18 protein-coding genes and 3 pseudogenes are annotated in these 23,123 nt (G+C 69.4%); 11 read left to right on the forward strand and 10 right to left on the reverse strand.

Translation table 11 applies throughout. The annotated features are described in order from the left end of the window. Positions 1 to 2: 2 nt before the first annotated feature. The 7 genes from Atro_RS20440 to Atro_RS20470 all read left to right on the forward strand — a co-directional run bounded on the left by Atro_RS20440 (position 3) and on the right by Atro_RS20470 (position 5,002). The gene (locus tag Atro_RS20440) at positions 3 to 656 is read left to right on the forward strand and encodes an iron-containing redox enzyme family protein (RefSeq protein WP_497925317.1); all 654 of its coding nucleotides are present in this window, start codon (positions 3 to 5) and stop codon (positions 654 to 656) included. Between the two features lie 10 nt (positions 657 to 666). Further along, complete coding sequence (locus Atro_RS20445; RefSeq protein WP_497925319.1) at positions 667 to 1,458, forward strand: SDR family oxidoreductase; 792 nt, start codon at positions 667 to 669, stop codon at positions 1,456 to 1,458. A gap of 35 nt (positions 1,459 to 1,493) precedes the next feature. Continuing rightward, positions 1,494 to 2,150: a tetratricopeptide repeat protein gene (locus tag Atro_RS20450; RefSeq protein WP_497925322.1), complete on the forward strand. Its 657-nt coding sequence runs from the start codon at positions 1,494 to 1,496 to the stop codon at positions 2,148 to 2,150. Between the two features lie 24 nt (positions 2,151 to 2,174). Beyond that, positions 2,175 to 2,834: a response regulator gene (locus Atro_RS20455; protein ID WP_497925324.1), complete on the forward strand. Its 660-nt coding sequence runs from the start codon at positions 2,175 to 2,177 to the stop codon at positions 2,832 to 2,834. Further along, on the forward strand, positions 2,834 to 4,255 hold the full coding sequence (locus tag Atro_RS20460; protein WP_497925325.1) for an ATP-binding protein: 1,422 nt from the start codon (positions 2,834 to 2,836) through the stop codon (positions 4,253 to 4,255). The genes Atro_RS20455 and Atro_RS20460 overlap by 1 nt, the downstream gene beginning before the upstream one ends. 109 nt (positions 4,256 to 4,364) lie before the next feature. Continuing rightward, positions 4,365 to 4,790: an HIT domain-containing protein gene (locus Atro_RS20465; protein ID WP_497925326.1), complete on the forward strand. Its 426-nt coding sequence runs from the start codon at positions 4,365 to 4,367 to the stop codon at positions 4,788 to 4,790. Then, positions 4,787 to 5,002: a SlyX family protein gene (locus tag Atro_RS20470; protein ID WP_497925328.1), complete on the forward strand. Its 216-nt coding sequence runs from the start codon at positions 4,787 to 4,789 to the stop codon at positions 5,000 to 5,002. The genes Atro_RS20465 and Atro_RS20470 overlap by 4 nt, the downstream gene beginning before the upstream one ends. A 40-nt stretch (positions 5,003 to 5,042) precedes the next feature. On the opposite strand, the gene Atro_RS20475 is transcribed toward Atro_RS20470, so the two are convergent. Beyond that, on the reverse strand, positions 5,043 to 5,660 hold the full coding sequence (locus Atro_RS20475; RefSeq protein WP_497925330.1) for a cold-shock protein: 618 nt from the start codon (positions 5,658 to 5,660) through the stop codon (positions 5,043 to 5,045). A 262-nt stretch (positions 5,661 to 5,922) separates the two neighbouring features. Here Atro_RS20475 and Atro_RS20480 point away from each other — a divergent pair, with 262 nt between their 5' ends. The 4 genes and pseudogenes from Atro_RS20480 to scpC all read left to right on the forward strand — a co-directional run bounded on the left by Atro_RS20480 (position 5,923) and on the right by scpC (position 11,374). Then, the gene (locus Atro_RS20480; RefSeq protein WP_497925333.1) at positions 5,923 to 6,186 is read left to right on the forward strand and encodes a YeaC family protein; all 264 of its coding nucleotides are present in this window, start codon (positions 5,923 to 5,925) and stop codon (positions 6,184 to 6,186) included. Beyond that, positions 6,186 to 7,014: pseudogene (locus tag Atro_RS20485) on the forward strand (DUF2797 domain-containing protein). Before Atro_RS20480 ends, Atro_RS20485 begins: the two are co-directional and overlap by 1 nt. Positions 7,015 to 7,085: 71 nt before the next feature. After that, positions 7,086 to 9,743 carry an aminopeptidase N gene (gene pepN, locus Atro_RS20490; RefSeq protein WP_497925334.1) on the forward strand — a complete coding sequence of 886 codons (2,658 nt, stop codon included), beginning with the start codon at positions 7,086 to 7,088 and terminating at the stop codon, positions 9,741 to 9,743. A gap of 134 nt (positions 9,744 to 9,877) precedes the next feature. Further along, the gene (gene scpC / locus Atro_RS20495; RefSeq protein ID WP_497925335.1) at positions 9,878 to 11,374 is read left to right on the forward strand and encodes a succinyl-CoA:acetate CoA-transferase ScpC; all 1,497 of its coding nucleotides are present in this window, start codon (positions 9,878 to 9,880) and stop codon (positions 11,372 to 11,374) included. Between the two features lie 102 nt (positions 11,375 to 11,476). Here the strand turns inward: scpC and Atro_RS20500 are convergent, their stop codons facing one another. The 9 genes and pseudogenes from Atro_RS20500 to mprF all read right to left on the reverse strand — a co-directional run bounded on the left by Atro_RS20500 (position 11,477) and on the right by mprF (position 23,080). Then, positions 11,477 to 12,202 (reverse strand): hypothetical protein, encoded by a 726-nt coding sequence (locus Atro_RS20500; RefSeq protein ID WP_497925337.1) that lies wholly within the window; start codon positions 12,200 to 12,202, stop codon positions 11,477 to 11,479. 104 nt (positions 12,203 to 12,306) lie between these two features. Continuing rightward, positions 12,307 to 13,943: pseudogene (locus Atro_RS20505) on the reverse strand (BatD family protein). Further along, positions 13,940 to 15,676 carry a tetratricopeptide repeat protein gene (locus Atro_RS20510; RefSeq protein ID WP_497925342.1) on the reverse strand — a complete coding sequence of 579 codons (1,737 nt, stop codon included), beginning with the start codon at positions 15,674 to 15,676 and terminating at the stop codon, positions 13,940 to 13,942. Before Atro_RS20510 ends, Atro_RS20505 begins: the two are co-directional and overlap by 4 nt. Continuing rightward, positions 15,673 to 16,680: a vWA domain-containing protein gene (locus tag Atro_RS20515; RefSeq protein WP_497925346.1), complete on the reverse strand. Its 1,008-nt coding sequence runs from the start codon at positions 16,678 to 16,680 to the stop codon at positions 15,673 to 15,675. Before Atro_RS20515 ends, Atro_RS20510 begins: the two co-directional genes overlap by 4 nt. After that, complete coding sequence (locus Atro_RS20520) at positions 16,673 to 17,167, reverse strand: DUF4381 domain-containing protein (RefSeq protein ID WP_497925348.1); 495 nt, start codon at positions 17,165 to 17,167, stop codon at positions 16,673 to 16,675. The genes Atro_RS20515 and Atro_RS20520 overlap by 8 nt, the downstream gene beginning before the upstream one ends. Next, complete coding sequence (locus Atro_RS20525; RefSeq protein WP_497925350.1) at positions 17,164 to 18,117, reverse strand: DUF58 domain-containing protein; 954 nt, start codon at positions 18,115 to 18,117, stop codon at positions 17,164 to 17,166. The genes Atro_RS20520 and Atro_RS20525 overlap by 4 nt, the downstream gene beginning before the upstream one ends. Beyond that, positions 18,117 to 19,076, reverse strand: a complete 960-nt coding sequence (locus Atro_RS20530) for an AAA family ATPase (RefSeq protein WP_497925354.1) — start codon at positions 19,074 to 19,076, stop codon at positions 18,117 to 18,119. Before Atro_RS20530 ends, Atro_RS20525 begins: the two co-directional genes overlap by 1 nt. Positions 19,077 to 19,197: 121 nt before the next feature. Continuing rightward, positions 19,198 to 20,450: pseudogene (locus tag Atro_RS20535) on the reverse strand (virulence factor family protein). Continuing rightward, a complete protein-coding gene (mprF, locus tag Atro_RS20540) occupies positions 20,450 to 23,080 on the reverse strand; it encodes a bifunctional lysylphosphatidylglycerol flippase/synthetase MprF (protein WP_497925357.1) in 2,631 nt (876 codons plus the stop codon). The pseudogene Atro_RS20535 and the gene mprF overlap by 1 nt, the downstream one beginning before the upstream one ends. Positions 23,081 to 23,123: the final 43 nt, after the last annotated feature.

Raw genomic sequence — 23,123 nt, forward strand, 5'->3', positions numbered from 1 at the left:
CCATGGATTTCCATACGAGACTGCAAGAGCAGACCGCCGCCGAGCGCGAGTACCTGCTGGCGGCGCCGCTCATCGGGCAGGCGTTGCAGGGGCAGCTGGGTCTGACCAGCTACCTGGCGTTTCTCGGCCAGGCCTACCACCACGTCAAGCACACCGTGCCGCTGCTGATGGCCTGCGGTGCGCGCCTGCCCGAGCGCCTGGAGTGGCTGCGTGAGGCGATCGCCGAGTACATCGAGGAGGAGTACGGCCACCAGGAGTGGATCCTCAACGACATCCGCGCCTGCGGCGGCGATGCCGAGGCGGTGCGCCGCGCCACGCCCAACCTGCCTACCGAGCTGATGGTCAGCTATGTCTACGACCGCATCGCCCGCGGCAATCCGGTGAGCTTCTTCGGCATGGTCCAGGTGCTCGAGGGCACCAGCGTCGCCGTGGCCACCCGCGCTGCCGGCTCTCTCCAGGAGTCACTGGGGCTGCCGGCACAGGCGTTCAGCTACCTGACTTCCCACGGCAGCCTCGATCTCGAGCACATCGAGCTCTTCAAAGGCCTGATGAATCGGCTGGATAATGAAGAGGACCAGGCTGCGGTGGTGCATACCGCGAAAGTGGTCTATCGCCTGTATGGCGATATGTTTCGCAGCCTGCCGTTGACGGCCTGAGGAGGGAGAAATGAAGTTGTCCGATTGTCGAGGATTGCTTACCGGAGCCAGTGGCGGTATCGGTCAGGCGCTGGTCGTCCGGCTCTGCGCGGGCGGTGCCCGGCTGCTACTGGTCGGCCGCCATGTCGAGCCCTTGCAGGCCCTGCTGAAACGTTATCCGGCACAGCTGGAAATCGTCCAGGCGGACATCGCCGAAGCCGAGGGGCGCCAGGCGGTGCTGGCCGCGGCCCGGCGCTTCGGCGGCCTGAACACGCTGATCAACGCCGCCGGGGTCAACCGCTTCAGTCTCCTGGAGGATCACGACGAGGAGGCCATCGCCGAGCTGATCGGACTGAACGTCACCGCCACCGTGCAGCTCACCCATCGCCTGCTGCCGCTGCTGCGCCTGCAGGAGCGCGCCCTAGTGGTCAACGTCGGCTCGACCTTCGGCTCCATCGGCTACCCCGGCTTCAGCGCCTACTGCGCCAGCAAGTTCGCCGTGCGCGGCTTCTCCGAGGCGTTGCGCCGCGAACTCGCCGATACCCAGGTCAAAGTGCTGTATGTCGCGCCGCGGGCGACCCACACGGGCATGAACGCCGATCACGTGGTGGCGATGAACGACGAACTGAAGGTGGCCATGGACGATCCGCAGACGGTGGCCGCCGCGCTCGCCCAGGCGATCCAGCGCGAGCAGGAAGAGCTTTACCTCGGCTGGCCGGAAAAGCTCTTCGTGCGCCTCAATGGCCTGTTGCCGCGGGTCGTCGACCAGGCCCTGCGCAAACAGTTGCCGATCATCCAGCGCTTCGCCCGCAGCCGATCCTGAACGTCGCTGCCCATCCCCTCGAACGGAGGCACCCCATGAGCAAATCCATCCTGCGCGGCCTGTTGCTGGGCGGCGCGCTGGCCTTCAGCCTGCCCGGCTTCGCCCTCAGCGAGGCCGGCACCCTGAGCTTGCAGCATCTGCAGAACCGCTGGGCCGAGATCAACTACCAACTGCCCGAGGCGCAGCGCGAGGTGGCCTTCGAGCGTCTCGCCGGCGAGGCCGAGGCAGCGCTCGCCAAGGAGCCGGAGGCACCCGAGCTGCTGATCTGGCGCGGCATCATTCTCAGTACCTGGGCCGGCGCGAAAGGCGGGCTGGGCGCGCTGGATCTGGCCAAGCAGGCCAAGGCGAGCCTCGAGCAGGCCCTGAAGGCCGATCCCAGGGCGCTCGACGGCTCGGCCTATACCAGCCTCGGTACCCTTTATTACCAGGTGCCGGGCTGGCCGCTCGGCTTCGGCGACGACGAGCGTGCCGAGACGCTGCTCAAGCAGGCCCTGGGTCTGAATCCGGATGGTATCGACCCCAACTACTTCTACGGCGACTTCCTGTACCGCGAGAAGCGCTACCCCGAGGCGTTCGCGGCGTTGCAGAAGGCGCAGGCCGCACCGCCGCGGCCGGGACGCGGCGTTGCCGACGCCGGCCGGCACAAAGAGGTCGAGGCCTTGCTCGGCAAGGTGCGCGCCGAGCTGAAGTAGAAACGGAAGAGGATGGAGCAGGGCATGCGCATTCTGCTGGTGGAGGACGATGTGGCGCTGGGCGAGGGTATTCGCACCGCGCTCAAGCCCGAAGGCTATACGGTCGACTGGCTGCAGGACGGCCTTGCCGCACTGCATGCCTTGGAGTGCGAGAGCTTCGATCTCTGCGTGCTCGATCTCGGCCTGCCGCGGCTGGACGGTTTGGAACTGCTCCAGCGCCTGCGCGCCCAGGGCAACCCGTTGCCGGTGCTGGTGCTGACCGCGCGGGACGCCACCAGCGAACGCATTGCCGGGCTGGATGCCGGCGCCGACGACTATCTGGTCAAGCCGTTCGATGTCGCCGAGCTGAAGGCGCGCCTGCGTGCGCTGCTGCGGCGCAGCTTCAACCGCTCGCAGCCGGCGCTGGAGTACCGCGGCATCCGACTCGACCCGCAGAGCCAGGCGGTCAGCTACCAGGGGCGGGACATCGCCCTGGCGCGCAAGGAGTTCCTCCTGCTGCACGAGCTGCTGGCGCAGCCGGGCCGGGTGCTGACCCGCGACCGGCTGCAGCAGGCGCTCTACGGCTGGGACGAGGAAGTGGAAAGCAACGCCCTGGAGGTGCATGTCCACCACCTGCGGCGCAAGTTCTTCCCCGAACTGATCCGCACGGTGCGCGGCGTCGGCTACATGGTGGACAAGGCCTGATGCGCTCGATCCGCACCCGCACCCTGTTCCTCGTCCTCGGTGTGCTGACCCTGTCCCTGTCGATGATCTCCTACAAGAGCTACCGGGATGCCCTGCACGAGATCGAGGAACTGTTCGATGCGCAGCTGGCGCAGAGCGCCCGGCTGCTCGCCGGGCTGGTCGGCCGCGAGATGGCCGAGCGCGAACGCGAAGGCGTGCAGGTCATGCTCGACCAGGCGCTGGCCATGCAGACCCTGCCGGGCGGGCACGCCGCGCTGTCGCTGGGGCATCGCTACGAAGGCAAGCTGGCCTTCCAGGTGTTCGACGAGCAGGGCCGGCTGATGCTGCATTCGGCCAGCGCCGAACACGCCCTGTTCGCCGAACTGCTGGCCGGGCTGCCGGCGAGCCGGACCGGCGACGAGCGGCTGATCGGCTATCACCTGCTGGAAGCCGAGCCGTTCCGTTGGCGGGTCTTCGTTCTCCACGACCAGATCGACCGGCGCTGGATCCTGGTCGGCGAGCGCGAGGACGTGCGCGGCGAGCTGGCGGACAAGATCGCCAAGCGCAGCCTGGTGTCGGATCTGTTCAGCCTGCCGCTGCTGGCGCTGCTGGTCTGGCTGGCGATCGGCTGGGGGCTGAGTCCGCTGGAGCGCATGGTCGCGCTGATCAAGGCGCGCGATCCGAACAACCTGGCGCCGCTGCTGCTGGCGCCCCTGCCGCGGGAGCTGGAGCCGGTGGTGGCGGCGCTCAACCGCCTGCTGCTGCAGCTCACCCAACTGCTGGAACGCGAGCGCCAGCTGCTCGCCGCCGCGGCCCACGAGCTGCGCACGCCGCTGGCGGTGCTGCGCATCCATGCGCAGAACGCCCTCGAGGCGCCGGACCCGACCGACCGCGACGAGGCGTTGCGCCAGTTGGGTGGGGGCGTCGAGCGGGCGACCCGGGTCGTCGGCCAGTTGCTGGCGCTGGCCCGCCTGGAGCCGGCGGCCGTGCAGTTGAACATGACGCGCCTCGACCTGGCCGCCTTCCTGCGCAGCGAGCTGGCCGAGCTGACGCCGCTGGCGCTGGCCAAAGGGCAGGAGCTGACCCTGGAAACCGTCGGCGCTGGCGGTCACGAGTTGCTCGGCGATGCGCCCAGTCTGGCGATTCTGGTTCAGAACCTGGTCGCCAATGCCGTGCAGTACACCCCGGAAGGGGGCTGCATCCGGCTGCTGCTCGAAGCCGCTGCGGACAGCCTCTGGCTACGCGTGCAGGACAGTGGCCCGGGCGTTCCGCCGGCGCTGCGCGAGAAGGTCTTCGAGCGCTTCTTCCGCGGGAGCGACGGCCAGGGCGCCGGGCTCGGCCTGTCCATCGTGCGGCGGGCGGTGGAGCTGCACGGCGGCACGATCTCCCTGGGCGAGTCGCCCTTCGGCGGGCTGGAGGTTTCCGTTCGTCTGCCCCGTTAGCTATGCTGCGTCACTCGGCGGGCGCTGTCGCCCGCGGATGATGAGCGGGCGCGGTAATTCTCCTGCGGCTTGCTAAGATCCACTCGGAATCCGAACAAGGAGATCGGTCATGTTCGTCCTGGATTCGCGTTTGCAACAAGACACCCTGCCCATCGGCGATTTCCCGCTCTGCCGTCTGCTGCTGATGAACGATGCCCACTACCCCTGGTTCGTGTTGGTGCCGCGGCGGGAAGAGGTCGTCGAGCCGTTCCAGCTCGATGCCGAGGATCAGCGGACTTTCTGGCAGGAAACCACCGAACTGGCGGAAATCCTCAAGGACACCTTCGGCGCCGACAAGATGAACGTGGCCGCCCTGGGCAACCAGGTCGCCCAATTGCACATGCACGTCATCGTGCGCCGACGAAGCGACGCCGCCTGGCCGACGCCGGTATGGGGACGGCATCCGATGCAGCCCTACACCGACGAGCAGGCCGCCGCCATCCGCGACAAGCTGCGCCTGGTATTGACCGGAGATTTCCGTTTCATCGAGGAATGAACATGGACCTGGAGACGCGCATCAACGATCTGGAAACCCGCCTGGCCTTCCAGGACGACACCATTCAGGCGCTGAACGATGTGCTGGTCGCCCAGCAGCGGGTGGTCGAGCGGCTGCAGATGCAGCTGGAGTCGCTGGCCAAGCGTCAGCAGGAACTGATCGACGAGCTCGGCTCGGTGGACGACGACGAGGCGCCGCCACCGCACTATTGAGCGATGTGGGGGCCGCGCCGGCGGAGGCGTGGCTCCTCGCTCAGCGCCGGACGCGCGGGCGGGCGACCACGTTTTCGGCCTGCAGCCCTCGCTCGCGGCGGATTACGCTGAACTCCACCTGCTGGCCCTCGACCAGCACCCGATGTCCCTCGCCGCGAATGGCGCGAAAGTGCACGAACACATCCTCTCCCGTAGCGCGGGCGATGAAGCCGAAGCCCTTGGTGGTGTTGAACCACTTCACCGTACCGACCTCACGGTCGCTCCACTGCGGCTCGTCGAGTTCCTCGACCTCCTGGGGCTGTTCCCGCTCCGCCATGGCCCGCCGGCCCCGATTGAAGGCCAGCTGCAGGAGCACGCCGGCGGCGGCGCAGGACAGGCTGAACAGCACGGCCGGCTGTCCGCCGATGTATTCCAGCGGCATCAGCAGGATCAGCGCCTGGAGCAGCGCGCTCGCTACCAGCAGGGCCGAGACCAGCCGCTGTGCCGGGCGTGCCCCGGGCCCGACGCCGGAGGCCTGGAGCAGGTTGAGCAGGCCGAACAGGTTCAGGTAGACGGCATTGGCCTGTTGCAGGAAGGGCAGGGCGTCGCTGCCCAGGGCGGAAACGAGCGACAACGGCAGGGCCATGCTCCCTGTCGCGAGATGAAGAATTCTCAGCATGTTCGATGACTCACGCTAACGATGAAAAACCGGGACCGGTAAAGACATAGACAATCGGGCGCTGGATGTTGCCCGCTCCGGCCAAGGAGATTGCGAAAAGCGCGTGAAGCGCGGCCGCTGATTATCGGCCCGCCGGCGATGGTGTTTCATGCGCTGGGACATGGGGGGCGTGCAGTTTTCGGCAATCTTTCGGGCTGCCGCGCGCGGGGCAGTTCGCCCGGCTCTGGGTTAGAATGCAGGCAGAATCCTGCAGGAGCCGTCCATGTCGTCCTTCAAAGAAATGATCGAGAACATCACCCCGGAGATCTACCAGAGCCTCAAGCTGGCGGTGGAAATCGGCAAATGGCCGGATGGCCGCAAGCTGACCCAGGAGCAGAAGGAGCTGACTCTGCAGGCGATGATCGCCTGGGAGATCCAGAACCTGCCGGAAGAGGAGCGCACCGGCTACATGGGCGAGCAGAAGTGCAAGTCGAGCGGCGAGCCGATTCCCAATCTGCTGTTCAAGGCCTCGGACACCCTGCACTGATGGCCGAGCTCGCACGCGGTGCGCTGGACAAGATGGCGGCGCGCCTCGATGCCCCGGCGCAGTACGCCCTGCGTCTGGGCGAGGCACAGGTTCCGGTCAATCCGCTGCTCGGCAGGCCGCTGCGTCTGGAGTACCTGGGGGCCATCCATTGCAGCCATTGCGGGCGCAAGACCGCCAAGAGCTTCGGTCAGGGCTACTGCTTCCCCTGTTTCAAGAAGCTGCCGCAGTGCGACAGCTGCATCGTCAGTCCCGAGAAGTGCCACCATGCCCTCGGCACCTGCCGCGATCCGGCCTGGGGCGAGCGCTTCTGCATGACCGAGCACGTCGTCTACCTGGCCAACTCCTCGGGCGTCAAGGTGGGCATCACCCGCGCCAGCCAGGTGCCGACCCGCTGGCTCGACCAGGGGGCCAGCCAGGCGCTGCCGATCCTGCGCGTCGCCACCCGCCAGCAGTCGGGACTGGTGGAGGACCTGCTGCGCAGCCAGGTCGCCGACCGCACCAATTTGGCGCGCGCTGCTCAAGGGCGACGCCGCGCCGGTCGATCTGCCGGCCGTGCGCGAGCAACTGTTCGAGAGCTGCCGCGACGGCCTCGAAGCCCTGCAGGCGCGTTTCGGCCTGCAGGCGATCCAGCTTCTGAGCGATGCCGAGCCGGTAGAAATCCGCTATCCAGTAAAAAGCTACCCCGACAAGATCGTCAGCCTCGACCTGGACAAGACGCCGGTCGTGGAGGGAACTCTGCTGGGCATCAAGGGCCAATATCTGATCTTCGACGTCGGGGTGATCAACATCCGCAAGTACACGGCGTATCAGTTGGCGGTTTCGGCCTGAGCCGGGCCAGCTTTTTATCCCCTCACCCCATCCCGTTCCCCCGTGGGGGCGGGTATCGATGGAGCCGAACGATGCGTACCGAACAGCCGAAAACCATCTACCTCAAGGACTATCAGGCGCCCGAGTACCTGATCGACGAGACCCATCTGAACTTCGAGCTGCACGAGGATCGCACCCTGGTGCATGCACGCCTGGCGATGCGCCGCAATCCGGCCCGCGGCGCCGGCCTGCCGTCGCTGGTGCTGGACGGTCAGCAACTGGAGCTGCTCTCGGTGGTCCTCGACGACCGCGAGCTGGGCGCCCACGAGTATCAGGTGGACGACAGCCACCTGACCCTGCAGCCATCGCGCGGCGAATTCGTCGTCGAAACCCGCGTTTGCATCCATCCGGAAAGCAACACGGCGCTCGAAGGCCTCTACAAGTCCGGCAAGATGTTCTGCACCCAGTGCGAGGCCGAGGGTTTTCGCAAGATCACCTACTACCTCGACCGCCCGGACGTGATGAGCACCTTCACCACCACGCTGAGTGCCGAGCAGCAGCGCTACCCGGTGCTGCTCTCCAACGGCAATCCGGTGGCCAGCGGCAGCTCGGACAACGGCCGGCACTGGGCGACCTGGGAGGATCCGTTCCGGAAACCGGCCTACCTGTTCGCCCTGGTCGCCGGCGACCTCTGGTGCGTGGAGGACAGCTTCACCACCATGAGCGGCCGCGAAGTGACCCTGCGCATCTACGTTGAGCCGGAGAACATCGACAAGTGCCAGCACGCCATGGACAGCCTCAAGCGCTCCATGCGCTGGGACGAGGAAGCCTACGGCCGCGAGTACGACCTGGACATCTTCATGATCGTCGCGGTCAACGACTTCAACATGGGCGCCATGGAGAACAAGGGGCTCAACATCTTCAACTCCAGCGCCGTGCTGGCCAAGGCCGAGACCGCTACCGACGCCGCCCACCAGCGGGTCGAGGCGATCGTCGCCCACGAGTACTTCCACAACTGGTCGGGCAACCGGGTGACCTGCCGCGACTGGTTCCAGCTGTCGCTCAAGGAAGGCTTCACCGTGTTCCGCGACGCCGGCTTTTCCGCCGACATGAATTCCGCCACGGTCAAGCGCATCGAGGACGTCGCCTACCTGCGCACCCATCAGTTCGCCGAGGACGCCGGCCCCATGGCCCACTCGGTGCGCCCGGACTCCTACATGGAGATTTCCAACTTCTATACCCTGACCGTCTACGAGAAGGGTTCCGAAGTGGTCGGCATGCTCCGTACCCTGCTCGGTGCCGAGGGCTTCCGCAAGGGCAGCGACTTGTACTTCCAGCGTCATGACGGCCAGGCGGTGACCTGCGACGATTTCGTCAAGGCCATGGAGGACGCCAACGGCGTCGAGCTGACCCAGTTCAAGCGCTGGTACGGCCAGGCCGGTACGCCGCGCCTGGAGGTCGCCGAACGGTACGACGCCGCCGCCGGGACCTGCACCCTGACCTTCCGCCAGAGCTGCCCGCCGACCCCCGGCCAGGCGCACAAGGAGCCTTTCGTGATTCCCGTGGCGCTGGCGCTGCTCGACGGCCAGGGTCGCGAGCTGCCGCTGCGTCTGGCCGGCGAGGCCGAGGCGGCCGGCACCAGCCGGGTGCTGGCGGTGACCGCCACCGAGCAGTCGTTCACCTTCGAAGGCATTTCCGAGCAGCCGCTGCCGTCGCTGCTGCGCGGCTTCTCCGCGCCGGTCAAGCTGGTCTATCCCTACAGCCGCGATCAGCTGATGTTCCTCATGCAGCACGACTCCGACGGCTTCAACCGCTGGGAGGCCGGTCAGCAGCTCGCCGTGCAGGTGCTGCAGGAGCTGGTCGGCCAGCAGCAGCGCGGCGAGCCCATGCTGCTCGACCGGCGCCTGCTCGTGGCGCTGAAGAGCGTGCTGGAGAACGAAGCGCTGGATCCGGCGATGGTCGCCGAGATGCTCTCCCTGCCGGGCGAGGCCTATCTGATCGAGATCAGCGCGGTGGCCGACGTCGAGGCCATCCATGCGGCCCGCGAGTTCGCCCGCCGCGAGATCGCCAGCGCCCTGTACGAGCCGCTCTGGCAGCGCTACCGGAGCAATCGCGAGGTGTCGCGGCAGAGCCCCTACGTCGCCTCGGCCGAACACTTCGCCCGCCGTGCCCTGCAGAACATCGCTCTGTCCTACCTGATGCTCAGCGAGAAGGCCGAAGTGCTGGCCGCCTGCCAGGACCAGTACCAGGCGACCGACAACATGACCGAGCGTCTCGCCGCCCTGGCGGTGTTGGTCAACTCGCCGTTCGAGGCGGAGAAGGCCGAAGCGCTGGCGCTGTTCGCCGACTACTTCCAGGACGATCCGCTGGTCATGGACCAGTGGTTCGGCGTGCAGGCCGGCTGCCCGCTGCCCGGCGGCCTGGAGCGCGTGCAGGCGCTGATGGAGCACCCGGCGTTCACCCTGAAGAACCCGAACAAGGTGCGCGCGCTGATCGGCGCCTTCGCCAACCAGAACCACGTCAACTTCCACCGCGCCGACGGGCTGGGTTACCGCTTCCTCGCCGACCAGGTGATCATGCTCAACGCCCTCAACCCGCAGATCGCTGCCCGCCAGCTGGCGCCGTTGACCCGTTGGCGCAAGTACGACGAAGCACGTCAGGCGCTGATGAGGGCCGAACTGGAACGCATCCTCGCCTCCGGCGAGCTGTCCAGCGACGTCTACGAGGTGGTCAGCAAGAGCCTGGCCTGAACCACCGGGCGGGCCGTTGCAGGACGGCCCGCTTGTTGTACTAACGTCCGCCAATTCGACTTTTGTCTGGAAGCCAAATTGTCGCAAATGGATGAGACTCGGGGCCGTCGTCAACCTGACTCCGAGAAGCTCCCATGTATTCCGATCGTATTCGCCTGCCCTCCCTGCTTGAAAAAATCATGAGCGCCGACGAAGCCGCAGCGCTGATCCAGGACGGCATGACTGTCGGCATGAGCGGTTTCACCCGTGCCGGTGAAGCCAAAGCCGTGCCCCTGGCCCTGGCCAAGCTGGCCGGCAGCTCGCCGCGCAAGATCTCCCTGGTCACTGGCGCCAGCCTGGGCAACGATCTGGACAAGAAGCTGACCGAAGCCGGAGCCCTGGCTCGCCGCATGCCGTTCCAGGTGGACAACACCCTGCGCAAGGCGATCAACGAAGGCAAGGTCATGTTCGTCGACCAGCACCTGTCCGAGACCGTCGAGCAGATGCGCTCCAAGCAGATCAAGGCCCCGGACATCGCCGTGATCGAAGCCGTCGCCATCACCGAGGAAGGTCACATCGTGCCGACCACCTCCGTGGGCAACTCCGCCAGCTTCGTCGCCGAGGCCAAGCAAGTGATCGTCGAGATCAACCTGGCCCACAACCTCAACCTCGAAGGTCTGCACGACATCTATGTTCCGGTCGCCCGTCCGGGCCGTGGTCCGGTCCCGCTGGTCAACGTCGACGACCGCATCGGCACCAAGGCCATCCCGGTCGACCCGGCCAAGATTGCTGCCGTGGTGATTTGCGACACCCCGGATTCCCCGTCCACCGTCACCCCGCCGGATGACGAGACCCAAGCCATCGCCGACCACCTGATCGCCTTCCTGGAGCGCGAAGTGGCCGCCGGTCGCCTGACCAAGAGCCTGCTGCCGCTGCAGGCCGGTATCGGCTCCATCGCCAACGCCGTGATGTGCGGTCTGCTGAAGTCCGACTTCAGCGGCCTGACCATGTACTCCGAGGTGCTGCAGGACTCCACCTTCGAGCTGATCGATGCCGGCAAGATGGACTTCGCTTCGGGCTGTTCCATGACCCTCTCCGAAGAGTGGGGCAAGCGCGTGTTCGGCAACATGGAGAAGTACAAGGACAAGCTGGTGCTGCGTCCGCAGGAAATCTCCAACCTGCCGGAAATCGCCCGCCGCCTCGGCATCATCGGCGTCAACACCGCGCTGGAGTTCGACATCTACGGCAACGTCAACTCCACCCATGTTGGCGGTACCAAGATGATGAACGGCATCGGCGGTTCCGGCGACTTCGCCCGTAACGCCCATACCTCGATCTTCGTCACCAAGTCCATCGCCAAGGGCGGTGCGATTTCCAGCGTGGTGCCGATGGTCGGTCACGTCGACCATTGCGAGCACGACGTCGACGTCGTGGTGACCGAGCAGGGCCTGGCCGACCTGCGTGGCCTGGCGCCGCGCGAGCGCGCCCGTGCGATCATCGACAACTGCGTGCACCCGGATTACCGCGCCGCGCTGAACGATTACTTCGAGCGCGCCTGTGCCAAGGGCGGTCAGACCCCGCACATCCTGCGCGAAGCGCTGGAGTGGCACATCAACCTGGAAGAGCGCGGCAGCATGCTGGCCAAAGGCTGACGCCCGAGGTTCGCTCGACCCTGAAGACCGCGGCCCCTGGGCCGCGGTTTTCGTTTTGCTGGGAAAAGTACCGGGAAAGCGCCCTGGATCGCTGGTGGCCGCTCAGAGGGTGGAGCGAATCCCGGCCGGGCAAATATCCGGCTTGCGGAACTCCCACTGCAGACAGCCATCCGCTTCGAGGGCCGGCTCCGCCACATCGCCCTCCAGCGGCGAAAGCCGGACGATGAAGTCCACGTACACGTCCTCTTCGGACTCATCGGTCATCCATGCCGGCGGCGTCTCGTCCAGGCGCGTCCGCCGCCAGTATTCGAGCGGTTTCTCCGGCCGTATGCCGGGATGGGTGCCGAATAGCCGCGGGGCGGTGATCGTTCCCCAGCCGCTCGAGAGATCGCCCGGGGGATAGCCATAGACCTCGACCCGGTAAGCGCCGGACGGCACGGCGATGTAGGCGCCCAGCCAGTGCGAGCCGTTGGCTTCGGCCGCCGGCATGGCCGCGAACTCGTCCCGGAAGTCGGGCGTGAGCACGCCGGAAACCAGGACCTCGCCGCAGGGAACCTCGAGCTTCCAGACGACGCGCGAGGTCCACCCGGCGGCCTCCTGCTCGCTCAGGTCGCCGAGGATGAAGCGCACCACGTATCCATCGTCCTGATACAGGGCCATGGGCAGCATGGCACCCCGCAGGACGAGTTCACGGGTAGTGACCTCCCGGGACTCACCCATCCAGACCTGTCCCAACTCGGCTGCCGGCAGGCCGCCCAGGCTTCTGGGCGCAACCCAGAGCAGGCAGCCGGCCTCTTCAATGCAGAAATCGAGACGTTTGTGTGTCATGTCCATCTTCACCCGTTGCCACTCATCGATGTGGAGCCGGTAGCCTATCGGGCAACGACTGGTTGTCGTCGCGACCCTTGTCACGCTGCCGGCGTGTGGCCCGATCAGCGCGGATACAGCGGCGGCAGCTGGCCCGCTTCGCGGGCCGGGCCCGACGGCTGGGCCGGCGGCAGGTCGCGGATCGCCTGCCAGAGATCCTCGCCCTGCCAGTGCTGACCGCTTTCGCTGTAGAGCGCGCCGTTCAGTCCATCGAGGGCGGCGGACAGGGGCACGTAGCGTGCTGCCATCGTGGCGAGGGTTTCCGGCTGCTGGCGGGCCCAGGCGTCGAGGGCCTGGCGCGTCGCCTGGGTGTCGTTGGCCTGGCAGGCGCGGCGCAGGTCGTCGAGCAGGGTACGTGGATTCGGACCGCTGACGGCGCTGCGCAGGATCGCCGGCTGGCGGCGGGCGCGCCACCAGAGGCCGAAGCCGAGCAGGGTGGTGCACAGCAGCAGGGCGCTGGCCAGTTGCCAGGGCCAGAGCGGTTGACCCGGCAAGGCGCGAGGCGTCCCGGGGGCTGCGGCGGCTCCGCGGCCAGGGCCGGATTCGCCGCCACCAGCAGGCTGCGCGCCGGCAGACGGGTGCGCTCCAGGCGATCATGGACGGTGTTCCACCACACCACCTCCTGTGCCGGCAGCTCGATCCGTCCGTCGCGAGTCGGCACCAGCGCCTCGCGCTCCTCGCGGCTGCCGATCAGGCCACGCTCGCCGGGCTGATCGGCCAGTTGCGGCTGGTCCGGGTAGCGGCGCAGGCCATCGACCGGCGGGCCGGCCAGGGCCGGCAACTGGGTACCGCTCAGCCCGTCGACCTTGAGCGTCAACTGGCGGGTCAGCGAGTCGCCGGCCCGCGCCTGTTCCGGCGCGGGGCTCCAGTTCTCGCTCAGGATCAGGGCGCGCGCCGGCAGCCAGGGGGCGTCGGCCGGGTATTCGGCAGGCTTGGCCTTGACCTTCAGGGGAATCGTCGGCGACTCGACGCGAATCTGCCGGCCGCTGTGCGGGCCGAAGGGCAGCAGGCCGTCGCGGCCAGGCGTACGGCTGACCTCGGTGGCGGTGAAGGCCTGCGCGGGGATCTGCAGCTCGCCGCTGCGCAGGGGAAAGATGGCGTAGCGCGCCTCGATCACCCCGTGGCGCACGCCGTTGACGCTGGTCTCGTAGGTACGCGGCGCGCCGAGCGGTTCGACGCGGGCGTCGGCCATCTGCAACGGGCTCAGGCTGCTGTCGTCGTAGAGCGACACCGAGTGGTAGATGCGCAGGGTAAGGACGACCTGGGCCTGCACATAGGCGCTTTCCCGATCCAGGGTGGCATCGATGAACACCGACGCCAGCTTGGCCTGGTCGTCGTCGACCTCGCTCTTCTGCACGTGCAGGACGATCGGCTGGGTCTGCCGGTCGCCCAGACGCAGGGGCGGAATCGTCAGCTGGCCGCGGCGTCTGGGCTGCAGCGTGACGATCCACTGGGTGGTGCTGCCGGACTCGCCGGCTGCGCTGTTCGGGCGGTTGACCTGGCGGGTGCCGAGCACCTCGAAGTGCTCTTCGAGAGGCGTCAGGTCCGGCTTGCCGAGCGGCGCGGGATCGCTGCTCTCCAGGGTCAGCTCGAGGGTTTCGCCGGCGCCGAGGTGGGTGCGGTCGACCCGGGCGGTGAGCTCCTCGCCCCGGGCCGTCCAGGCCAGCAGGCAGAGCAGGAGGGTGCAGAGCAGACGAGTCATGGACGGGTTTCCCGGTGCTGTTGCTGTTCGTACCAGAATTTGCGCCGCAGCAGCTCGCCGGGATTGTCCGGGATCTGCCGCAGCCACTGTTCCAAGGCCTGACGGCGCTCGTCGCCGAGCGGTTCGGCGGGCGTTTCGGCGAGGCCGGGACTGGGCGAGGCATCGCCGGCAGCCTGTTCGGCGCTGCCGCTCTGCGGCGCTCCCGGCTGTGCCGTCGCGTTGTTGGAAGGAGCGCCTTCGGCCGTCTGGGGCTGGCTCGAGTCGGCCTGGCCGTCGTTCTGCTCGGTGCTCTGCCCGGACCGGCTGTCCTGACCGGCCTGGGCCGGCTGCTGCGCGGCCGCCTCGTTCTCGGCACCGGCCTGCTGTTGCGCCTGCTGCTGGCGCAACAGCGCCTCGACCAGGGCCTTGTTGTGCAGCGCCGGCTCCAGGCCCGGTTGCAGTTCCAGGGCGCGCTCGTAGGCATCCAGCGCGGCCTCCAGCTCGCCGGACCGCGCCAGGGCGTTGCCGCGATTGTAGTGGGCGGCGGCGCCCCGGCCCTGGGCGAAGCGCTCGGCGGCGGCAGCGTAGTCGCCGGCCTGGTAGAGGGCCAGACCCTGCCACTGGCTGTCCTCGAAGCGCCGCGCCGCTTCGCCCGGCTGCCCGGCCTGGAGCAGGATGCGGCCCTGCTGGTCGGGGCGCAGCCACAGGTCGGTAAGCTCGAAGGCCTGGCCGGGCTGGGGCACGGCGAGCAGCAGGGGCAGGGCGAGCAACCAGCCGCGCCGGCCGGCGCAGGCGGCCAGCAGAAGCAGCGGCAGCAGCAGCCAGTGGCCCTGGTCGGCCCAGGCGTCGAGGCGCGCCGCCTCATCGCTCTCGCGCAGTACGTGCGGAGTGCCCAGCAGGCCGAGTCGGCGCAGGTCGCGGTCGTCCAGGCTGGCGCTCTGGTAGCGCCCGCCGAGGCCTTCGGCGAAGCGCGCGAGTCCGCTGCTGTCCAGCCGGGCGAGGAGGATGGCGCCCTGCTCGTCCTTGAGGAAGGTGCCGTCCTCCTGGGCGATGGGCGCCCCGTCGGTACTGCCGATGCCGAGAATGTCGAGGCGTTCGCCGTCGCCGCCGAGCGCCCGGGCGATGCCCTGGCGCTCCCGCTCGTCCAGTTCGCTGCCGATCAGCAGCAGCTGGCCGCGACCCTGGGCGCCCTGTTCGAGCAGGCTCAGGCCGCGGGCCACGGCCAGGTCGGCACGACGGCCGGCGACCGGCATGATCGGCGGGGCGAGGGCATCCAGCAGGTTGCGGGTGGTTTCCAGGTCATCGGACAGCGGCACCAGCGTGTGCGCGCTGCCGGCGTAGACGACTACGGCGGTCTGTGCCTCCTGGCGCGCCGCGAGCAGATCGAGCAGCTTGCGCCGGGCCAGTGCCAGGCGGTTCGGTGCGACGTCGCCGGCGAGCATGCTCGGGGTCAGTTCGAGCAGCACCACCAGCGGATCGGCACGCCGCAGGGTGGGCTGCTCGACGCGCTGCCAGCTCGGGCCGAGCAGGGCCAGCAGGGCGAGCAGCCAGGCCAGGCCGAGGGCGATCCACGGCAGGCGGCTGCCGTGTCCGGCGCGTGCGCCGAGCAGCGCCGGGTGGAAGGCCGGCGGCAACAGCAGCTCCCAGCGGCCGGCGCGCCGCTCGCGGTGCCAGAGCCGCCAGAGCAGCCAGACCAGCAGGGGCAGCAGGAGCAGCCAGGCGGGGCGCAGCCAGTGCGGCCAGAGAGCGTTCATCGGCGTGGTCCTCCCGGGCGCGCGCGGGGTGGCCAGAGGGTGTGGACTACCGGCAGCAGGCCGAGCAGCAGCGCCGCGGCCAGCGGCCAAGGGTACAGCGGGCGGGCCGGACGTACCGGAGTCGGCGGCTGGGCGACCGGCTCCAGGCGGTCGAGGGTGTTCTCGATGGCGTGCAGCTCCTCGCTGCTGCGGGCACGGAAGTATTCCCCGCCGGTCCGTTCGGCGATGGCGCGCAGGGCCGGCTCGTCGAGGTCCAGCCCGGGATTCAGGCCGAGCCGGCCGAGCAGGCCGTCCTGCTGGGGATCGGCGCCGATGCCGATGGTATGGATGCGCACCCCTTCCTCGGCGGCCAGGCGGGCGGCGACCTGCGGGTCGAGCTCGCCGGCGGTGTTGGCGCCGTCGGTGATCAGGATCAGCACGCGGCTCTGCGCCGGGCGCAGGCGCAGGCGTTTGAGGCCCAGGCCGATGGCGTCGCCGATGGCGGTGTTCTTGCCGGCAATGCCGATCATGGCTTCCTCCAGCCAGGTGCGCACGGTCTGCCGGTCGAAGGTCAGCGGCGCCTGCAGGTAGGCCTGGCTGCCGAACAGGATCAGCCCGACCCGGTCGCCCCGGCGGTCGGCGATGAACTGGCCGAACAGGCGCTTGACCAGTTCCAGGCGGCTGATGGTCTCGTCCTGCCATTGCATGTCGGCGTATTCCATGGAACCGGAGACGTCCACCGCCAGCAGCAGGTCGCGACCGCTGGTAGGCAGCGGCTGGGGCTCGCCGACCCATTCGGGGCGGGCACCGGCGCCGAGCAGCAGCAGCCAGAGCAGGACGAACGGCGCCTGCTGCCGCCAGCCGGGCAGGCGCAGGCGGGCGCGGCGACCGCTGAGGGTCTCCAGTTCGTCGAGGAAGGTCACCTTGAGCGCCGCCTCGCCGCTGTCGGCCGGCGGCAGCAGCAGGCGCAGCAGCCAGGGCAGCGGGGCGAGCAGGAAGACCCAGGGCCAGGCGAACTCAAACATGCCGGCGGATCCAGATTTCCACGGCCTGGTAGAGCCCGTCGATGGCCTTGTCGTCGAGCCGGCACTCGGCGCGGTAGCCGCCCTCGACGAGGATCATCCAGCGGGTCAGGCCGGCGGCCGGACAGCGGCTGTCGAGATAGGCCAGCCAGGCGCGGCCGCTCAGGGTGTGGCTGCGGTTGTCCGGGTAGTGGGCGCGGCACAGGCGCTTGAGCAGCGCGTTGAGCTGCTGCAGCCAGGGGCCGGCGGGCATGTCGTAGGGTCTGCGCAGCTGTGCCAGCTCCTCGAGGGCGGCGACGCGCAGCGGGTCGAGGACCTGTTGCGGCGGCACCGGCTCGGCGCGCCGCCGCGGGCGCCGCCAGTGCAGCCAGCAGAAGGCCGCGAGGGCGGTGCTGGCGACCAGCGCCAGCAGCCACCAGCCGGGCGCCGGCGGCCACCAGGGGATGGGCGGCGGGGGAATCAGCGGGTGCAGGGCGTCGAGCGGGGTCATGACGGGCTCACCGGCCGCGGCTGCAGGCGCTCGCGCAGCTGCTCGACCAGTTCGAGCTGGGTACTGAGCGGCAGCAGCAGGCTGCCCAGGCGTTCGGCGAGGCGTTCCCAGCGTGCCTGGCGCGCCTGGCCGAGGCTGCGGTAGGCCTGGCGCAGCGCGCTGTCGTGGGTGTCCAGCTCCAGTTGCGCGCCATCCTGGGCGAAGCGCAGCAGGCCGGCGGCGGGCAGGGCATGGTCGAGGGGGTCGGAGAGCGGCATCAGCAGCAGCTCGCTGTGCCGGCCGAGCAGCAGCAGCTGGCGCTCGGCGGTGTCCGACAGGGCCCGCTCGTCGCACAGCACCACCACCAGGCTGCCCGGGCGCAGTACCTCGCGGGCGCGGCGCAGCGCCAGGCCGAAGCTTTCCGGCTCGTCCGGCAGCTCGCCGTGCAGCGCATGGTTGGCGCTCACCAGGCGGTTGAGCAGCTGCAGCAGGCTCTGCTTGCTGCGCCGCGGCTTGATCTCGTGGGGCGCGCTGCTGCCGAACACCAGGCCGCCGACCCGGTCGTTGTGCTCCAGGGCCGCCCAGCCGATCAGCGCCGCGGCCTGGGCGGCGAGCACCGCCTTGAACTGCCGCGAGGAGCCGAAGAACAGCTGGCGGCTCTGCTCGACGAGGATGAAGATCGGCCGCTCGCGCTCCTCGTGGAACAGCTTGGTGTGCGGCTCCTGGGTGCGGGCGGTGACCCGCCAGTCGATGTTGCGCACGTCGTCGCCGGCCTGGTAGACGCGCACCTGGTCGAAGTCCACGCCGCGCCCGCGCAGCCGCGAATGGTGCGCGCCGAGCAGGGCGCTGCGCCGGGCGGCGCTGGAGAACAGCTGCACCTCGCGCACCCGGTGGCGGATCTCGATCAGCTCGGCCAGGCCCACCCGGACGCCGTCCGGCGCCGGGCGCGGCACGCCTGCCTGCGGCTGCATCAGGCCACCGCCACCACGTCGAGGATGCGCTGGATGACCCGGTCCTGGTCGACCCCGGCGGCCTCGGCCTCGAAGGAGAGGATCAGGCGGTGGCGCAGCACGTCGAAGAGCACCGTCTGGATGTCTTCCGGGCTGACGAAGTCGCGTCCGGCCAGCCAGGCGTGGGCGCGCGCGCAGCGGTCGAGGGCGATGGAGCCGCGCGGGCTGGCGCCGTAGGTCAGCCATTCGCCCAGCTCGGCGTCGAAGCGCGCCGGGGTGCGCGACGCCATCACCAGCTGCACCAGGTATTCCTCCACCGCATCGGCCATGTACAGGCCGAGGATCTCCTTGCGCGCGGCGAAGATCGCCTGCTGGCTGAGCCGGTGCTCGGGCTTGGTCTCGCCGTGCAGCGCCTCGCCGCGGGCCTGCTGGAGGATCTTGCGCTCCACCGCGGCGTCCGGGAAGCCGATCTTCACGTGCATGAGGAAGCGGTCGAGCTGGGCTTCCGGCAGCGGGTAGGTGCCTTCCTGCTCGATCGGGTTCTGGGTGGCCATCACCAGAAACAGCGGCGACAGCTCGTAGGTGCGCCGGCCGATGGACACCTGGCGCTCGGCCATCGCCTCGAGCAGCGCCGACTGGACCTTGGCCGGGGCGCGGTTGATCTCGTCGGCGAGCACCAGGTTGTGGAAGATCGGCCCCTGCTGGAAGACGAAGCTCCCGGTTTCCGGGCGGTAGATCTCGGTGCCGGTGATGTCCGCCGGCAGCAGGTCGGGGGTGAACTGGATGCGATGGAATTCCGCCTCGATGCCTTCGGCCAGGTCCTTGATGGCCTTGGTCTTGGCCAGCCCGGGAGCGCCCTCGACCAAGAGATGGCCGTCGGCGAGCAGGGCGACGAGCAGACGGTCGATCAGCTTTTCCTGGCCGAGGATCTGGCTGGCCAGATATTGCCGCAGTGCCACTAGCGCTTCTCGGTGATCCATCTCTCTCCACTTCCGGAATATGACCGCGGATCTTGGCTGCCGCGGAGGCAGCGTGCCACTTTAAAGCAAAACCGGACGCCACGCTGCCGTGCCGATGGTCCGGCCGGCGCCGGGCGCCTCCTCAGCGCCCGCCCTGGCGGGCCCGGATCGCCGCGACGAGGCGCTCGCTCAGGGCCGGGTAGTCGTAGTCGTAATGGTGCCCGCCCGGCAGCTCCAGTCTTTCGCCCGGATTCTGCGGCTGGGTGCAGCCGCTCTCGCCGGCTTCCTCGCTGCCGTAGACGCACAACGTTCTGGCGGCCGGCAGGCGGGCCATTTCCGGGCCGGTGGGGGCCTCCTGGCTCACCGTGCCGAGCCAGCCCTGGACCTTGATCTCGAAGCTGCCGCTGCGCGCCACGGAGAGCAGCAGCAGGCTGTCCACGGCCTCCCGGTCGGCCGTATTGAGGCGATTGTAGATGGCCGGCAGCACGTCGGCGCCGAAGGAGTAACCGATCAGCACGAAGCGCCGGGCGCCCCAGCGCTCGCGGTAGCTGCGCATGATCCGGGCGAGGTCGGCGGCGGCCTGTTCCGGCGACTTGCGGTTCCAGAAGTAGCGCAGGCAGTCGACGCCGACCACCGGATAGCCGCGCTTGGCCAACTCGGCGGCGACGTCGCGGTCGAGGTCGCGCCAGCCGCCGTCGCCGGAGTAGAACACCGCCACGGTGTCGCCGTCGGCCGGCACCTCGACCAGCGGCAAGGCGTCGGCACGGCCCTCCAGCAGACGACCGAGGTTGTCCAGCAAGAGGCGTGCGGCCGGCGTGCCGTAGTCGGCGATCTGCGTGTCGGCATTCGCCTGGCCGCGGGCGAAGCGGGCGCTGGCGTCATCCGGGTTGTCGTTCCAGACGGCATGCCAGCGGCCGTGCGGCGCCGCCGCTGGCGGCGGCTCGGGGCAGGCCGGCTGGTCCAGACGGAAGCCGATCGACAGCGCCTGCGCCTGGTCGCGCGCCTGCCCGGCCAGCCAGCGCCAGGCCAGCTGGGCGCCGGGCCGTCGCCGGCGACCAGGTCGGCCGGGCCGCCGAGCTGCGCCAGGGCGGCGTCGAGCCGCTGCAACTGGCGGCGGCAGTCGCTCTCGTCCAGTTCCAGGACGGCCAGCCGGGCGGCATGGGCGGTGGCCATCTCGAGCAGGCGGGCCGGCTCCGGACGGGCCTCGGCGGAGAGCAGCAGGAGCACCCGCTGGCGCACCGGGCCGCCGGGTTCGACCAGTTGCAGCGGGCTGCCGTCGGCCAGGGTGCGTTGTTCCTGACCCGGTGCCGGCTGGCGCAGCAGGAGCCAGGCAAGGCCGGCGGCGAGCGGCGGGAACAGGGCGAGCAGGAGGAGGAGAGCGGAGCGTCGGCGCATCAGCGTTTCACCAGTCCGGAAAGGCCGCCGGCGATCAGCGCGGCGGTGTCGGCCAGGGCCAGCAGCGGGTCGAGCCCGGCGGGCACCGCGAGGTAGCGCGGTTCCCACTGCGGGTCGAACTTTTCCTTGAAGCGGCGCAGACCCTGGAAGTTGTAGAAATACTCGGAATTCTGGAACACCAGGGCGCCGAGGCGTTGCGGCAGCGGCGCGCCGCGGCGCGGCAGCATGCCGGAGAGCGGCACCATGCCGAGGCTGAAGAAGTGGCGGCCGCGCTCCTTGAGATGCAGCAGGATGCCGAGGATGAGGAACTCCATGGTCAGTTTCGGCGCATCCGGATGCACGCGCATCAGGTCGAGGCCGGCGCTCTCCGGGCTGTCGGTTTCCAGCAGGTTGGCGAAGGCTACCGGGCGGCCCTGGTGGTGGACCACCACGATGCGGAAGTAGCGCAGGTAGTCCGGACAGAAGCGGCCGAGGGAGAAGCCCTTCTCGCGGACCTTCTTGCCGGCCAGCCAGGCCGCGGAGATTTCCTCCAGCGCGGCCAGCGGTGCCTGGCCGCGCTCGTGGAAGGTCAGCTCCAAGCCGTCGCGCTGGCCGCGGCTCCAGGTGTAGCGCAGGTCCTTCATGTGCTTGCCCGGATTGGCGAGGTCGAACCGGCGCAGGTCGACCTTCGCCTCTTCGCCCAGCTTGAGGGCGATCAGGCCGATATCCATGTAGTGCGGCAGGTTCTCGGCACGTACCTGGTAGAACACCGGCCGCCGGTGGTGCAGGTCGCACAGGTCGCGGAACTGCCAGATCAGCTCGGCGCGCTGCTGCGGCGTGCCCACCGGATCGAACAGCGCCACCATGCTGCGTCCGCGCCGGGCATACATGAGAAAGGCGCTGCGCTCGTCGTCGAACAGCAGGGCCTTGTCGCCGGACAGCGCCAGCGCGCCTTCCGGCTGGTGCGAGGCGCGGACCGCGGCGAACGCCTGATCGAGTTCCTCGGCGGTGGGCGGGTGCAGCGGCGGCGGCGGGCTGCGCAACAGCCAGATCAGGCCGACCACCAGCAGGGTCAGGCTGCTCGCCAGCAGGGCGCGCAGGCCGCGGGGGGCGTTGCCGTCCAGCTCGAACTGCCACCACAGGGTATGGCTGTAGGGCAGGTCCTGGTAGACGAACAGCAGCAGCCAGGTGCTGGCCGCCAGCACGCCGAGGGTGGCGACGATGATCGGCGGCGAACCGGGCAGTTCGAGCAGCCGGCTGGGGCGGTAGAAAGCCTTGCGGAACAGCGCCAGGAGGGCCGCGGTGCCGATCAGCACGCTGGCCTCTTCCCAGTCGAAGCCCTTGAGCAGCGAGAGCAGGGCGGCGGCCAGCAGCAGCACCAGGGTCAGTGCCCAGGCCGCCGACAGATGCCGGCGCAGGCCCTGGGCGAGCAGCAGGCAGACCACGCCGATCAGGCTGGAGCCCAGGTGCGACAGCTCGATCAGTTGCAGGGGCACCAGGTAGTTCAGCGGCTGCAGGCGCTCGTCGAGGCTCGGCGTGGCCCCGGAAAACAGCAGCACGATGCCGGCGATGAACACCTGCAGGGCCAGCACCGGCGCGGCCAGGCCGGAGGCCAGGCGCAGGCCGGCGCGGGTCAGGCGGCGGGCCTCGTTGCCGAGCAGCAGCAGGCAGGCCAGCAGCAGCGGCAGCGCCGTGTAGATCAGCCGGTACAGCAGCAGCGCGGCGGCCAGCGGCGCCGCGCCGAGGCTCTGGCCGAAGGCGGCGAGCAGCACCGCCTCGAACACGCCGATGCCGCCCGGCACGTGGCTGAGCACCCCGGCGGCCAGGGCCAGCAGGTAGACCAGCAGGAAGCTGCCGAAGGGCGGCGCCTCCGGCAGCAGGACGTAGAGCGCGGCAGCGGCGGCCAGCATGTCGGCGAGAGAGATGACCAGTTGCAGCAGGCTCAGGCGTCCCCCGGGCAGGCCCAGGCTGTAGCTCGCGAAGCTGGCGCGGATGACCAGCGGGTTGCGGGCGTCCGGCGTGGCGCGCCGCCAGAGGAACAGCGCCAGCGCCGCATAGCCGAGCAGCACGGCTGTGGCCAGGGCGGCCAGGGGGCTGCTGGCCAGGTGCAGGGCGTTGCTCGCCCGGGGCAGGTCGAGCAGCGTGGCGCCGGCGGCCAGCAGCGGCAGCGCGCAGCCCAGCGACAGGCTGGCGAACAGGGTCATTTTCGCGATGTCCGCGCCGGCCACGCCCTGCTGGCCATACAGCCGGTAACGCACGCCGCCGCCAGTGAGCAGCGAGAGGCCGGCGGCATTGCCGATGGCGAAGGCGCAGAAGCCGCCGAGCAGCAGGCTGGGCGTCGGCAAACGCACGCCGGCATAGCGGCAGGCCGACCACTCGTAGCCGAGCAGGGCGACGAAGCCGCCCGCCGTGGCCAGCAGCGCCAGCGCCAGGTCCGAGCCGGGCACGGCGAGCAGGGCCTGGTGCAGATGCTGCGGGTCCAGGCTGTCGAGCAGGCGGCGGCAGGCGATCAGCGCCAGGGCGAAGACCAGCAGGGTGAACGCCGAGGCGAGGCCGGTGCGGTAGGCGCCGAGCGCGCGGAGCCGGCGCGCGACGGCGTGCAGCGCCTGGGTGCAGGCGGAGAGGGCCGAGCGTTTGGTGAGGGTGTCCATGGGGGCGTTTCAGGCTCCGGGGGCTGCGTTGGCGAGGCTCGAC

This window comes from Azotobacter tropicalis (assembly GCF_059739045.1).

Bases quoted from the DNA above. Each gene is read 5' to 3' on its own strand.
- Atro_RS20480 (WP_497925333.1), top strand. From the start codon at position 5,923: ATGTCGTCCTTCAAAGAAATGATCGAGAACATCACCCCGGAGATCTAC.
- pepN (WP_497925334.1), top strand. From the start codon at position 7,086: ATGCGTACCGAACAGCCGAAAACCATCTACCTCAAGGACTATCAGGCG.
- Atro_RS20445 (WP_497925319.1), top strand. From the start codon at position 667: ATGAAGTTGTCCGATTGTCGAGGATTGCTTACCGGAGCCAGTGGCGGT.
- Atro_RS20510 (WP_497925342.1), bottom strand. From the start codon at position 15,676: ATGAACGCTCTCTGGCCGCACTGGCTGCGCCCCGCCTGGCTGCTCCTG.
- Atro_RS20440 (WP_497925317.1), top strand. From the start codon at position 3: ATGGATTTCCATACGAGACTGCAAGAGCAGACCGCCGCCGAGCGCGAG.
- Atro_RS20530 (WP_497925354.1), bottom strand. From the start codon at position 19,076: ATGGATCACCGAGAAGCGCTAGTGGCACTGCGGCAATATCTGGCCAGC.
- Atro_RS20450 (WP_497925322.1), top strand. From the start codon at position 1,494: ATGAGCAAATCCATCCTGCGCGGCCTGTTGCTGGGCGGCGCGCTGGCC.
- Atro_RS20500 (WP_497925337.1), bottom strand. From the start codon at position 12,202: ATGACACACAAACGTCTCGATTTCTGCATTGAAGAGGCCGGCTGCCTG.
- Atro_RS20475 (WP_497925330.1), bottom strand. From the start codon at position 5,660: ATGCTGAGAATTCTTCATCTCGCGACAGGGAGCATGGCCCTGCCGTTG.
- Atro_RS20515 (WP_497925346.1), bottom strand. From the start codon at position 16,680: ATGTTTGAGTTCGCCTGGCCCTGGGTCTTCCTGCTCGCCCCGCTGCCC.
- Atro_RS20520 (WP_497925348.1), bottom strand. From the start codon at position 17,167: ATGACCCCGCTCGACGCCCTGCACCCGCTGATTCCCCCGCCGCCCATC.
- Atro_RS20460 (WP_497925325.1), top strand. From the start codon at position 2,834: ATGCGCTCGATCCGCACCCGCACCCTGTTCCTCGTCCTCGGTGTGCTG.
- Atro_RS20525 (WP_497925350.1), bottom strand. From the start codon at position 18,117: ATGCAGCCGCAGGCAGGCGTGCCGCGCCCGGCGCCGGACGGCGTCCGG.
- Atro_RS20470 (WP_497925328.1), top strand. From the start codon at position 4,787: ATGAACATGGACCTGGAGACGCGCATCAACGATCTGGAAACCCGCCTG.
- mprF (WP_497925357.1), bottom strand. From the start codon at position 23,080: ATGGACACCCTCACCAAACGCTCGGCCCTCTCCGCCTGCACCCAGGCG.
- scpC (WP_497925335.1), top strand. From the start codon at position 9,878: ATGTATTCCGATCGTATTCGCCTGCCCTCCCTGCTTGAAAAAATCATG.
- Atro_RS20455 (WP_497925324.1), top strand. From the start codon at position 2,175: ATGCGCATTCTGCTGGTGGAGGACGATGTGGCGCTGGGCGAGGGTATT.
- Atro_RS20465 (WP_497925326.1), top strand. From the start codon at position 4,365: ATGTTCGTCCTGGATTCGCGTTTGCAACAAGACACCCTGCCCATCGGC.